The organism is Sphingobacterium cellulitidis, from assembly GCF_043187465.1.
GTDB lineage: Bacteria > Bacteroidota > Bacteroidia > Sphingobacteriales > Sphingobacteriaceae > Sphingobacterium > Sphingobacterium cellulitidis.
Genome location: NZ_CP171136.1, coordinates 4,322,368 through 4,335,129, shown reverse-complemented (window position 1 = coordinate 4,335,129; position 12,762 = coordinate 4,322,368). Strand labels below are relative to the sequence as shown.

Sequence of the window (12,762 nt, the reverse complement as noted above, 5' to 3'; positions counted from 1 at the left end):
AGGCTATGAAAGACCTTATTTGTCTACTTTGATGAAAACTCCTTCAAGATCGAAATCTAAATCCGTACCATCCGTTAATTCAATCTCATACCCATCATCCTCAATCTCGATACTATTAATTCCTGGTCCAGAATAATGCTCTGAAACGTAGTCTAGAATATCCTTAGGAACTAATTCTGAAGGAATTGTACCATCGTCTTTTACAGCTTCAATTTCAACCCAATTACCATCCTTGTCAAACTCAATCTTAATCCCGTTGTCAAGGATAACTTCAAATTCTTTCTTCGTTAGGTTATCAGTTACTTTGGACAATTTAACAATCTTAGCTCCTTTAAATTTAAAGCTTGTTGATAAAAAACTGTTCGCTTTACTCGGTAAAACAACATCGTTTCCATTGTCTTCTTTGCTACATGATACCGCAAAAATGGCAATCGCCAGTAGGAATGATAATCCTAGTAATAATTTTTTCATAGATCCTTTTTTTGTTATCTATAAATGTTTTTCATGCAGTGTCAAAACCTTATTTAGATAGTTTTTACTCTGTTAATGTCTTATTAATGATATCAATGCCAATCCATTAGGCATTACCACTTACCAATATTTAATCATTAAACTATTTTTTATAAAATTGGTAAAAAATTGAATGATAGCGGTTATTGCATTGACTAATAATTTAATTCTACCATTTTGGTATGTTAAATTTATGTTACCAATATGTTGTTTAATTGTCCTTATTAATATTCGGTTTGTATCATTTCGAAAACAATTTGAAAGAAAAACATTGATTAAATGCAATAGGGGTAGTTTTTGGAACGCTTTTTTCTTTTAGCATCACCTATAGACCTTATCTTTTTATGAGAATTTGGATAAAAAAGAAAGGCTGCCTAATTATTAGACAGCCTTCAATCAAATTTCTTGTAATTGGATTATTTCTCCCACCAAACTTTGGTATGGTAAGTATCACCTCCCATTTGTTCTACTGCCTTTGCGTAGTTCGTAGGGTTGAATCTTCTTACCTCATTTTTATACATAAATCTTGATGGCATAACCCCATCATGTAGCATAAATTCTGTTTTTGGTAATTTCGGAAAACCTGTTCTTCTATATTCAAACCATTGCTGATAGTCTACCATAAACAAACCCAAGTATTTCTGTAACATAATTCTTTCCAATGTCCCATTAAATTGTGCCTCTGGCTTGTCAAAGTAATTCGCTGGAAGAACCCCACCATATTGTTCTATGGAGGCTTTTACTCCTTTTTCATATGCCGCCTTTGCTTCTGCAGTCTGTCCCAAGGCTAAATAGGTCTCTGCCTTGATAAATTCAACCTCTGAATAAGGCATGATGATTTCCTTTATCGGAGTACCAACTACATTAGGATACATTAAATCTCCATTTGGTGTACTTGGACTATATTTAATCCCAGATAAATCGCCAGAATGACCCGCCGGTATGCCTTTGTATCCTATTTTAACAATCTTGTTATCCACTAATTCCGTGGCTTCGGTCATAATAAATGGTCTTCTAGGATCCTCTAAACTATTTAAATGATCAACAAAGAAGGAGGCCATTGCTGTAAAATTCACATAATCTTGACGACGACCCCAAGCATAATCATAGGGTGGAATTCCAGTGATGGTTACCATAGCAGCCTCGTCATTGGATGTGAAAATTGGATAATTCTCAGGATCATCTAGAATAGCCTTGATCTTAGCATATGCATTTGTCCTTTTTGATGTCCTTAAAATATAACGTAGTAAGATGGAATTGTTGAATTTCCGCCAATTCTCCTTTTTGTTATTATATAAAAGATCATTTCCATTCATGGTTGAAGGATCCGTATATGTTGTGTTCGCCTTTTCTAAGGCCGCAATCATATCCATATAAATCTTTTCTTGGGTGTCGAATACAGGTTGATCCACCCCTTCCTCAGCTTGCATAGCTTCTGAAAGTGGAACATCTCCAAAACTATCGGTAAGGATTCCTACAATATATGCTCTTAGAGTAGTTGCTACAGCTTCATACACCGGGAGCTTGGTATTCCCATTAATCGCTGCACTTTCTAACTCGCGTACATTTCTTAGAAAACGGTAGCAATTGTTCCAGGTTCCATCACCCGAGGTTTCCGTAAAGTAATAGCGATGGGTCCCATTTGCAGCACTTGGATTTGATAAGCCATCCTGCATAATTTCCCAGGTAAAACTGTTGCTCCTTGTGGTAAAATAGGTCGACATACCATAAACCGTTGGTGTTACTAAGGTTCCTGGGGCAACCACCTCTAGTTTATTTGGATCTGTGTTCAGATCATCAAAATTTTTGGTGCAACTTGTTAATCCTCCTGTCATTACAAGAGCAATTAATATATTTTTATAGTTGATTTTCATTTTCGTTCTGCTTAGAAGTTTACTTTCAAATTCATCCCAAATGTCCTTGTACTTGGCATCTGCCCCATTTCAACACCAGGCATAATGGTAGCACCATTCAAAGCTGCTGTTTCAGGATCGTACATCGGGAAATTACTAATCATGAATAGATCTCTTCCAAAAAAGGCAATTGAAGCACTATTCATCTTCCATCTGGATACCAACGTCTTTGGTAATGCATATTCAAATCTAACTTCGCGAAGTTTCAAATAGGAAGCATCAAAACTGTTGGTTTCAACATTCGCTCTTCTATAATAATCGGCGTAGTAGGTGTTAATTGCGACTTCTTTCGTATTTGGACTGAAAGACCCATCTTCATTCTGAATAACTCCTTCACCAACTAATTTGCCTGTTTCACGGCCACGTAAGGTGTGCTCCAACTTTCCTTGCTCCGTCATCTTATGATGTGTTTGAGAGTAGACAATACCACCATATTGGCCATCAATTAAGGCGCTAAGCGATAAATTCTTATATCTGAATTCATTGTGAAATCCGCCACGCCAATCAGCATAAGCATTTCCAATTTTTACTTTATCCGCCGGACGAATTGGCAACCCAGTTTTCGCATCATAGATAACCTGCCCTTGATCATTGCGAACTAAGCCATAACCCCATAGATCTCCTGTTGAACCTCCTACAGTGGCAATAATCTCTGCCACTCCTGATCCGCTGGAAGCAATTATCTGCTGCGGTGTCTCAACACCTTCACTCAATTCTAATATCTTGTTGTTGTTCTTCGCCCAGTTTGCACTAACATTCCATTGGAAATTTTCATTCCTTACTGGAGTGCCCGATAAACTTAATTCCCAACCCTTATTCTGAATCAACCCACCATTGATAATCTCTGAACTAAAACCCGTCGTCACATCTCTTGGAACACGTAATATTTGGTTTCTCGACCTGTTGAAATAATAGTTTACATCTGCAGTCAAGCGGTTATTGAAGAATGAAATATTCAACCCTGCTTCCGTAGAATTTGAAATCTCCGGTTTTAAATTAGCATTGTGCAATAAGGATGGTGCCTCTGCTGAACCTGGAAAAATCGATGAATTGAAATATTTGATGGTTTGATATGGATCCGCGTCATTACCAACCTGAGCCCATGAAAAACGTAGTTTCGCAAATGAAATTAAACTCGGCATCTCAACCATCTCACTCAATACAAAACTACTGCTCACGGATGGATAAAAATATGAACGATTGTCACTTGGCAGAGTAGATGACCAGTCATTTCTTGCTGTTAAATCAACAAAAATCATCTCTCTCCAACCTAAATTGACCATTCCAAAAATACTTTGAATCTCTTTTTGCGTGATAGTGTTGTCAGCAAATGGAGAAGTGGAAGCGTTAGAAAGTTTATAAACTCCAGGAGATGTCAGGCCACGTGCTAAACCTATGTTTTCTTTGAGATCTCGTCTCATCAAATTTCCTCCTAGGGATGCACGAATGCTGAAATCCTCATTGATCTTATCATTGAAGGAAAGCAATGCATCCGTATTCGATTCCATATAGAATAGATCTTGTTGTTTGTAATATCCTAAAGGAAAGTTTGCTGTGTCCCAAGGTCTCCGTTGCTGGCGTTGATCGGAACGCATCGAAATACCCGATCTTAACATGATCTCCCATTTTGGGTTAAAAGTATATTGTCCTTGTAACATCCCATCAATACCATGACTCTGCAGTGAGTTTGTCATCTCATATGCAATGATGAATGGATTCTCAATGTAGGAACTGAATGGATGGATTTGTTCAATGTTTTCTCTATCCTTCTTCCACATCGGACGGTACCAGTCCAAACTGATACTTGGATTTTGGAAAATCATAAAGTATGCAATAGATTGATTGTTATATCCTGTCCCAGGTAGATTATCACTACTCTTATTTGTATAGTTCACCTTCATATTGATGCGCAATTTCTCACTGAGCTTTGCTGAAGAGTTAATGGCAGCTACCAATCTTTGAAAGCCTGTATTCGGCATGATCCATGAATTCTTGGTATGGGTTAAGGATGCCCTTGAGCTAAATACCTCATTCCCTCCATCCAAGGAAATACTATTCATATAGGTTTCTCCGACATTGAAGAAATCTTTTACCCCGCCTTTATATGCAACCCAAGGTGTGCGTGTTGTTCCACCGGTTTCTGTATTTGGATCATATTGGAAATATTCTTGGCCATTAAACTTAGGTCCATAGGCACTGGAAGTAGATCCTGTGTTCTTTCCGTCTTCGGTAAGTCCGTATGAATAATATTGCTCTCCATCAGCATTTCGGTCCAAATTTCCTTGACCATATTCGTATTGAAAGTCTGGCCATTTCAATATGGATTGAAAACTGCTGTTTGAATTGATGGAAATACCAATTCCTTTTTTATTCTTATTCCCTGACTTAGTGGTAATAATCAAAGCTCCATTTCCTGCTCGGCTACCATAAAGCGCAGTCGCAGCAGCTCCCTTTAGTACCGAAATCGATTCTATGTCGTCGGGATTGATATCCCCTAAACCATTTCCAAAGTCAATCGGAATATCTTTGTCCGGTCCGCTTGAGCCTGCACCATATGCATCAGTAACGCCTGAACTAAAGCGGCCATTCACCATTGGGATACCATCCACAACTATTAAAGCCTCATTATTTTTAGGATCCAATGAACGGTCACCTCTTAAATTGATCCTAGCGGTATTTAATGGACCTGAACTTGCTTGGGTAATAGACAATCCTGCAACCTTCCCTTTCATCGCATCTACCCAATTGCTAGGTGTCGCATCCGTCATTTGCTTACCTGTTACCTGACTTACTGCATATCCTAATGATTTCTCCTCCCTCTTTATCCCCAATGCAGTAACAATTACTTCCTCAATCGACTCATCTGAAGTAGTCAAATTTATGCGGACTGATTGACTATCTGAAGTCCATTGCTGTGTCTTTGAATGGTATCCTAGACTCTGAAATATGACTGGCTTGCCAGCTTCAACTTGGATAGAAAACTCGCCATTAGCATTGCTGCTTGCGATGACTTTGCCCTCTGAAAGAATGGTTACCCCACTCAAACGGGTATTAGTACCTTCGTCATAAATAACCCCAGAAATACTAATCTTTTGTTGATTGGCCCAGACCTTTTTGGCAACCTCGGTTGGATAGGAATTAGCCAAAGACGGACTAAAGCCTAAACCTAATAGTAAAATAAGTGTACTGTAGGTTCGTGTGGAACCTCGATGAAAATCAGAAAAAACCTTTTTCATAAAATTTGGATGTTAGATGGAGAGGGGTTCATGGTTGAATTCCTCAGCAGGCTCAAAATTAATTAGGTGTTGTTAAGATAATGTTATCAAACGGTTAACAATTAATAAATCAATAATACTGAAAAATGTTTTAGCTAATTAATAATAAATAATTATTGATTTTAGGCAATGCTAGAAGGGCTGTTTTTGAGAATTGTAAAATTTAGGTTAACCATATAACCCTTGTCATGATTGTAATAATCATTCAGTAAATCCTGTTCTAAGTAAAATTGAATGCTTCCAATGGACTTTGGAAGAAAAGGAGAGGTGAAATCTTGTGTTGAAATAAAGCTTTGATATTTTTGGCTTTCCCTGGAGCTGATTTAAGAATTCTTAAATCAGCTCCAAAGAGTTTTTATAATAGACGAGCAACAATTTTTTTATAGATCCTTTCGAGGATAGGTTTTTTTCTGCTACCTTCTTCAAAGGCTTTAAAAGCATTTGAATCTTCAGCTGAATCTTTTCTTTTTACAAAAATTGAATTGTGCCCATCCCTAAAAGCAATTGATTCGGCTTCTGGCCTTCCATAGGAATAGTAATATAAAGCCAAGGATTTTCTGCTGTCATCTTCCGGACATGTAATAGGATTGGGTAATCCATGATAGGAAATTGAAGTCGTTGAAAACATAGCAATCGTATTGAATGAAGGTAATACTTTCTCAACACAGCCTGTCAATTCCTTATTCCATAACTCAAAATGACCACCATACTCTTCTTTCCAATCCTTGTTTAAATACACAATAAAGTTGACCCTACGATCTAATCCATTGATAGGATGTTTATTGAAATCAGCATGAACCTTTAATAAACCTTCTCTTTTCATCTCATGTAAACCCGCTCCTGAAAAATAAGGATCCCCAAACAAAGTCTCGTCAATCTCTGTGATCTCCTTCACAAAATTTAAAAACGGCTCCGAATTCAGAAAATGCATTAAGGCCTTGGTCTTTGGTCCAAATAATTCTTCCCCATTCCCAGCAAATTTCTTCTGCAAAGGGTCATTGTAAACAATGTTGTTTCCTTTGGATAAATCCGGAAATTCTGACGATACCTCTGATAAAAATTTAGGGTTGAAAAAGTTCTCAAAACTGATGCTTGGAAAGGGATTCGCATTCCTGTATTTGGCCTTATACTGTTTAGCATATGCCATTAAATCTTGATTATGTGAATTAAGATAAGGGTTCATAGTAGTAAGTATGATTTCGGCTTTTAGCCTATTAAGTTAAAATTGATTTGATTACATAAAGTTCGACAATAATATTTCTTTACTTAGAAGCATTAATTGATTAAACTTGCTTTTGTCAACTTTTATCTACAGCCTTTTCGATAATTATTTAACCCCATATTAAAATTTGACATTTTTAAACAAACTATTGAATACTAGTAGGTTAAGGTTTCGCGCTAAGGCCATATTTTTAAATAAAAACATTTGTTGTCACAAACTGTTATTCATGGGATTATAAACTTTAAAACATCGAATATGAAAGGAAATTGGATTCTAAAATTCCGCCCATTAGCATTCATTATGCTCTTATTTGTTTCATTACAATCATGGGCTCAAGACAAAGGATTAGATATCAATGTAGATATTGATAAAGGGGATGATGGTATGTTCTCCAAACCCTGGGTATGGGTAGTCGGAGGTGCTGTATTTATTCTACTACTCGTAGCTTTGTTGAGGGGTGGGGGAAAAAAATAATAAGAAATAAAAAAGGCTTTCATTCGAAAGCCTTTTCTTCTGAAATTAACTTTATAAACAGTTAGTGATTTCCCATCCAAAACCCAAAATAGGTTCAATCTCACCCTCCTGAGTTAACTTTTCTTGATAAGCATACATTTCTAAATATTGGCTACTCGTCAATCCTATTTTTTTTAATTCTAAGCGGAAATCCTTGGAAATAGAATTGGATGTGCCTAATAGAAATGTCCCCATTACTATTAATATGCTTATGCTCTTTTTGTTGGTGATACTTGACATATTTGCTTCCTCCTAATTTCTGTTTCTCAAATATGTTTCAATATCAGCTCTCTAACAAACAATGGATTGGCGGATTTATATATATCAAGGAATATAACTACTCAAATTATATAATTTAAGCAGAGATATGCCTTTTTACAAGTCTTATTGCTATGCCAACCCCTGAAATTATGCGCTTTTAAGAACTTTACTCTTTCTTTTTCTTATCTTGAAATTAACAATACCTGATCTAAACCATCATCGTGTTTATTGCATTTATAAATCTAAAACTTACTTAAACCCATGCTAATGAAAAAATTCTTGAAACCCTCTTCGCTAAAAATCCTCCTGTTTTTAAGTCTATTTCTTGGAATAAAAAATCATTTGATCGCCTTCAATAGCGTTGATCAACCTAAAAAAGTCAAGGTCATTTTTGATACAGATATGGGGCCAGATTACGATGATATCGGTGCAATAGCTATATTGCATGCCCTGGCTGATCAGGGTAAAGCAGAAATCCTAGCAACGGTAGCAAGTGATGCTCACAAGGATATCCCTGCAACTATTGAAGTCTATAATAAGTATTATAAGAGGGATGGAATTCCAGTAGGAAAAACTTCGAATCCATTGGCTCCTAATTTTACGGCTCCTAACAATTGGAATGAAAAAATTATTAAAAAATTCTATCCCGAATTGCTGAATAAAAATTATGAAAATGCGGTCTCTATTTATAGAAAGGTGCTGGCAGAACAACCTGATAATTCTGTTACCTTAATTACAGTTGGTTTCATGACAAATATCAGTGAGCTATTACAATCCAATGCCGACCAATATTCTAAATTAAATGGAATGGATTTGGTCAAGAAGAAAGTTAAGAATTGGGTAGCAATGGCTGCTGCATTCCCCCAGGGAAAGGAGTTTAATGTTTTTAAAGATGCTGAGTCAGCCAAATATGCATTCGATAATTTCCCGAAACCTATTTTGTTTTCTGGATTTGAAATTGGTGACCGTATAAAAACAGGTGGTAAAATCGCTGAACGTAATCTGCTAAATAGTCCGGTATCTGTAGGATATAAAATCAATTTAGAGACTTATGCAAATGAAGCCGTAAAGAACAGAAGCTCTTGGGATCAAACCGCCGTACTGATCGCCATTGAAAACCCCGAAGACTACTTCTACCTAAGCGGACCCGGAAAACTAATCGTTGATGAGGAAGGAAATAACCTTTGGGAACCAAATAAGAATGGGCTACATAAATTTATCATACATAAATACCCATATGATAAATTAGAAAGTGTTATAGATATATTGATGTTGCAACAACCAAAGTAAGTTTGAGCAATAATTACCCTTTCCCAATAAATACCATTTTTGGGCTACTGCCTGAATAGTTAAATTCAGTAATTTGGTTTGGCGGCTGGTTCCTTAAAATTTTCCAAAATCTATGTTTATTTGAAAGAATACTTTGAATCTGGAGAACTTATAAGAACTTTTTAATGTAATAACTGAAAACTTAATGAATGTTAGTGTGATCACTCATTAACCTCTTTCTCGTAGAATGTACGATGTTTTATTGCATTGATTGCAAGAATACCGTTTAACCGGTAGAAAAAACAAGAATGATTTCACCCACCATGGCCTGCGAACTCGTGAGTAGAGATAGGCTTCTCCACAGTGAGGACACAAGGGGTGTGATTGACTCATCGCAGTTGTTTTTAAACTGATAATTTTCATATATTATTGTAATAAATTTTAATGAATTAATATAATACCATCATCCCGGAAAAAGATTGGTTTAGGGTCTAGTAATACTATTAACGCCCAAACTATGTATTTATTTTGTCTTTTTAAGGGAGAAATAATACTCGTGAAAACATACTTGATTAACCAGCAAAATTCAAGTCGTTTAAACGCATGTAAGTTAGCCGATTGAAATTAAGACGCTGTTAAGTAAATCCTAAAAAATAATTAAATATTGCAGGAAAGAAAACCCACAAATTAATGGTTTACGTGCTTAAATAAGTAAATTGATAAACAAATGTTTACATGTGTTACCAATTCTTGTTAATGGTTTCGTGTGATAGCGATAATACTTTTTAAAAGTAACAAAAAGCAATGAAATTTGTTCTGTATTTAAATCAATATTTTATACAATATATGACTAGAATATTAACATTCATCCTATTATTCTCCTGTTTGTCCAGTATTACTTTCGCTCAAGAGAAAAATCCTAAAGCTAATGGCTGGATATTCGGACCTTCATTAGGCTATCAATATCAGAGTGGAAGCTTCCTGAAAGCCTCTGCATGGACTTTATTCGCCCCCAATCAATCCCAATACATAAAATTTGATGCCGGCGCCAACTTTACTTGGATGATGAATCAAACAACTGTTATCCCTGAGTTTGGAATCACATATTATTTAAAAAATGTAGCTGTTTGGCCATTCCTTAAAGGTGAAATCACCCCATATACGGCAACTGCCAAAGCCGGAATTAGTGTTTTCTCGATCCTTGAACTTTCCGCAGGTTATGGTTTTGATATAAATACCAAAGAAAATTTTAAGACAATTGATGGTTTCACCGTTGGGGTAGGGGTGAATATCCCACTGAAATTTCACCTTTACTAAGGGTTATTCTAACCAGTCTTTAAAATCATTCACCCGTTCTCGGCTGACAATTAATTCATCCGATGGAAAATGTTGAAGCTGAACCCTTAGACGTGAACTCGTATGAACCGAGATGCTGGTTATTGATTTAATATTGATTATAGTTCCCCTGCTGATCCTGAAAAACTGTCGCGGGTCTAACATCGCTTCAATTTGCTCCAAGCTCTGGTCCAGTAAATAAGAGGTATTCCCTGTGCCATAAGCATAAGTGCCCTTATTCTCTGAATAAAAACACTCGATCTCATCCACTGCTATTAATTTTATCGTATTGCCAACCTTGATGCTGAACCTCGTTTTGTAATTTCCTTTTTCAGAATGGATAAGGTTTTTTATCTGTTCAATATCTACAGCAGGTGGTTTAGAACTTATACGTTCAAATTTCTCAATAGCATTTTCCAGCTCCTCCTCGGAAATAGGTTTTAATAGATAATCAATACTGTTCAACTTGAAGGCTCGAATGGCAAATTCATCGTACGCAGTCGTGAAAATAATTGGACTTTCAATGCTTAGACCCTCAAAGATTTCGAAAGATAGACCATCAGATAATTGAATGTCCAGAAATATCAATTCAGGTGCTGGATTCTCTGCAAACCATCGCTTTGATTGCTCTACAGAATGACACATCTCAATCTGATTGATCCCTAAATTATTTAACTTCCTGCTCAGTAATCTTGCCGCCGGCTTTTCGTCCTCAATAATTAATGTTTGGTAACTTCTCATGCATGAAGGATTGGCAACTTTACAACAAACTTTTCCATAGTCTTGATAACCTCAATCTCCTTTTTACTCGTCAATTGATAACGTTCTCTAATATTTCTTAATCCAACTTTCGTGGAAGGCGTTTTGTTTTCTTTTTCCTGAAGATTGTTCTCAACTACCAAAAAATCATTCTCCCGATAGATATCTATCTTCAATGGTGATTCCTCCGTGGCTTTATTATGCTGAATACAGTTTTCCAACAGTAATTGTAAGGCCAAAGGCACTGTTGAATAGGAATCGTCTAGGTCCTCAACCTTACTCTTTTTATAAATTATGGCATCCTCGAATCGAATTTGTAATAGGGAAATATAATTGTTCGCAAATTCCAGTTCTTGCTGGATGCTAACGTATTCCTTGTCCTTATGTTCCAGAATATAGCGATATATTTTTGATAGTGACTTCGTATAGGTAATCGCATTCTTCTGATCCTCTTCAATTAAACCAATTAAAACGTTCAAACTATTGAATAAAAAGTGTGGATCGATCTGGTTCTTTAAGGATTCCAACTGTGCAGTTGCTTCTCCTGCAATCATTTTCTGTTGCGCAATTTGCTTGTTCTTATGAACTTTATAATAGTAAAAACCATAGAACCCCAATCCGATGAAAATCGAAATTATGGTTATTGGAATATAGCTGAACCAATATTCGTTTTTTAGAAAATAATCCAGTGAATTCCCTTGCCAAAGGACAGAAATCGTCACATTAATGCAAAATATGACAATGGGAGCGAGGATGCAGGTTAGTAGGATATATCCAATTACCCGTTGGACGGCTCGGCTTTTATCCGGAATAATAAAGTTGAGAATTTTACCACTGGCTTTACCTGTCAGATATAAACAGATTCCATAGGCTATCCCAGCTACGGATTCGGGAGCAGTGATAAAAGACATTTCTAAACTCCCTGTACTGAACAATACTATGATCGCAATAATACTATAGATTGCTAAACTGATGAGGACAGCTGTAAGTATGGAGATTAGAAATGTCTTCATTGATACTTTATTTGCATTCTTTTAAAAGTGCTTCTGCTCTTTCTTTTCCCCATGATGGATAAAAAGGTTGATCCGATTTCTTAGTGTCATATAAAGGTAGCGCTTTTTGAATACTTTCGCATTCTTCCTTGCTGTCTCCTCCCATAAACTTTTTGGATTGCATGCTGAATTCTGCTAACCCGACAATGGCGCGAGGATTGTTAGGATCCATTTTTATTGCCGTTTCATAATCCCCCATGATGGATGGAGCCAATATTGCAGCCTTGCCTGCAGGATCGGTAATCATATCCGAAGTCGTTGCTAAGGCCCGAACAACAAGCCATTCTGAATTGAGATCCTTTTCATCTGTCGGAATTAATTCGCCGATCTTCTTTAACACATTGGATTTCTCAGTTTCATCATGAATCTGAAATGAACTTGTCACCAAGGTTAATGCCTGATAATATTTTGGCAACCAATTGTCTTTCTCCACCTGTGCAATTCGTTCAAATTGAGCGCTCGCCTCTTTTGCATTCCCTGAACTCCAGGTCTTTAAAGCTTCCCCCATCGCTTTTTCGTATTTACCTTGGCCATAGCTTGATAAGCTAAATATGACCATGAATGTGAAGATTAGTGTTTTCATCGTTTTTTCGTTTTTATTTATTTAAAATTCTGCTTTCTGAAATTTTCCATCAAACTTGCTTGGATGAACC

11 protein-coding genes are annotated in these 12,762 nt (G+C 36.4%); 3 read left to right on the top strand and 8 right to left on the bottom strand.

What is annotated here, in order from left to right:
* Positions 1–15 precede the first annotated feature (15 nt).
* From ACF3OC_RS18870 to ACF3OC_RS18855, 4 genes are all read right to left on the bottom strand, one after another.
* Positions 16–471: a PepSY-like domain-containing protein gene (locus ACF3OC_RS18870; RefSeq protein ID WP_392470477.1), complete on the bottom strand. Its 456-nt coding sequence runs from the start codon at positions 469–471 to the stop codon at positions 16–18.
* A 455-nt stretch (positions 472–926) separates the two neighbouring features.
* Entirely contained in the window at positions 927–2,384 is a 1,458-nt protein-coding gene (locus ACF3OC_RS18865) for a SusD/RagB family nutrient-binding outer membrane lipoprotein (protein ID WP_392470474.1), read from the bottom strand.
* An 11-nt stretch (positions 2,385–2,395) separates the two neighbouring features.
* Positions 2,396–5,659 carry a SusC/RagA family TonB-linked outer membrane protein gene (locus tag ACF3OC_RS18860; RefSeq protein WP_392470472.1) on the bottom strand — a complete coding sequence of 1,088 codons (3,264 nt, stop codon included), beginning with the start codon at positions 5,657–5,659 and terminating at the stop codon, positions 2,396–2,398.
* Positions 5,660–6,053: 394 nt separating this feature from the next.
* Entirely contained in the window at positions 6,054–6,881 is an 828-nt protein-coding gene (locus ACF3OC_RS18855) for a 2OG-Fe(II) oxygenase (protein ID WP_392470470.1), read from the bottom strand.
* 294 nt (positions 6,882–7,175) lie between these two features.
* Here ACF3OC_RS18855 and ACF3OC_RS18850 point away from each other — a divergent pair, with 294 nt between their 5' ends.
* Positions 7,176–7,394 carry a hypothetical protein gene (locus ACF3OC_RS18850; RefSeq protein ID WP_094258741.1) on the top strand — a complete coding sequence of 73 codons (219 nt, stop codon included), beginning with the start codon at positions 7,176–7,178 and terminating at the stop codon, positions 7,392–7,394.
* Positions 7,395–7,445: 51 nt separating this feature from the next.
* Here the strand turns inward: ACF3OC_RS18850 and ACF3OC_RS18845 are convergent, their stop codons facing one another.
* Positions 7,446–7,628: a hypothetical protein gene (locus ACF3OC_RS18845; protein WP_392470468.1), complete on the bottom strand. Its 183-nt coding sequence runs from the start codon at positions 7,626–7,628 to the stop codon at positions 7,446–7,448.
* A gap of 333 nt (positions 7,629–7,961) precedes the next feature.
* On the opposite strand from ACF3OC_RS18845, the gene ACF3OC_RS18840 reads away from it, so the two are divergent.
* Complete coding sequence (locus ACF3OC_RS18840; protein ID WP_392470466.1) at positions 7,962–8,984, top strand: nucleoside hydrolase; 1,023 nt, start codon at positions 7,962–7,964, stop codon at positions 8,982–8,984.
* Positions 8,985–9,809: 825 nt separating this feature from the next.
* Positions 9,810–10,280 carry a hypothetical protein gene (locus ACF3OC_RS18835; RefSeq protein ID WP_392470464.1) on the top strand — a complete coding sequence of 157 codons (471 nt, stop codon included), beginning with the start codon at positions 9,810–9,812 and terminating at the stop codon, positions 10,278–10,280.
* 3 nt (positions 10,281–10,283) lie between these two features.
* Here ACF3OC_RS18835 and ACF3OC_RS18830 read toward each other — a convergent pair whose 3' ends face one another.
* Genes ACF3OC_RS18830 through ACF3OC_RS18820 form a run of 3 tightly spaced genes read right to left on the bottom strand, consistent with a single transcriptional unit; the run spans position 10,284 to position 12,692 of the window.
* On the bottom strand, positions 10,284–11,039 hold the full coding sequence (locus tag ACF3OC_RS18830) for a LytTR family DNA-binding domain-containing protein (protein WP_094258745.1): 756 nt from the start codon (positions 11,037–11,039) through the stop codon (positions 10,284–10,286).
* Positions 11,036–12,070 (bottom strand): sensor histidine kinase, encoded by a 1,035-nt coding sequence (locus ACF3OC_RS18825; RefSeq protein WP_182497657.1) that lies wholly within the window; start codon positions 12,068–12,070, stop codon positions 11,036–11,038. Before ACF3OC_RS18825 ends, ACF3OC_RS18830 begins: the two co-directional genes overlap by 4 nt.
* A 7-nt stretch (positions 12,071–12,077) precedes the next feature.
* Positions 12,078–12,692 carry a hypothetical protein gene (locus ACF3OC_RS18820; protein WP_392470462.1) on the bottom strand — a complete coding sequence of 205 codons (615 nt, stop codon included), beginning with the start codon at positions 12,690–12,692 and terminating at the stop codon, positions 12,078–12,080.
* Between the last annotated feature and the right edge of the window lie 70 nt (positions 12,693–12,762).

Coding starts and splice junctions, on each gene's coding strand:
- ACF3OC_RS18855 (WP_392470470.1), bottom strand. CDS start 6,881: ATGAACCCTTATCTTAATTCACATAATCAAGATTTAATGGCATATGCT.
- ACF3OC_RS18840 (WP_392470466.1), top strand. CDS start 7,962: ATGAAAAAATTCTTGAAACCCTCTTCGCTAAAAATCCTCCTGTTTTTA.
- ACF3OC_RS18820 (WP_392470462.1), bottom strand. CDS start 12,692: ATGAAAACACTAATCTTCACATTCATGGTCATATTTAGCTTATCAAGC.
- ACF3OC_RS18860 (WP_392470472.1), bottom strand. CDS start 5,659: ATGAAAAAGGTTTTTTCTGATTTTCATCGAGGTTCCACACGAACCTAC.
- ACF3OC_RS18845 (WP_392470468.1), bottom strand. CDS start 7,628: ATGGGGACATTTCTATTAGGCACATCCAATTCTATTTCCAAGGATTTC.
- ACF3OC_RS18850 (WP_094258741.1), top strand. CDS start 7,176: ATGAAAGGAAATTGGATTCTAAAATTCCGCCCATTAGCATTCATTATG.
- ACF3OC_RS18865 (WP_392470474.1), bottom strand. CDS start 2,384: ATGAAAATCAACTATAAAAATATATTAATTGCTCTTGTAATGACAGGA.
- ACF3OC_RS18830 (WP_094258745.1), bottom strand. CDS start 11,039: ATGAGAAGTTACCAAACATTAATTATTGAGGACGAAAAGCCGGCGGCA.
- ACF3OC_RS18870 (WP_392470477.1), bottom strand. CDS start 471: ATGAAAAAATTATTACTAGGATTATCATTCCTACTGGCGATTGCCATT.
- ACF3OC_RS18835 (WP_392470464.1), top strand. CDS start 9,810: ATGACTAGAATATTAACATTCATCCTATTATTCTCCTGTTTGTCCAGT.
- ACF3OC_RS18825 (WP_182497657.1), bottom strand. CDS start 12,070: ATGAAGACATTTCTAATCTCCATACTTACAGCTGTCCTCATCAGTTTA.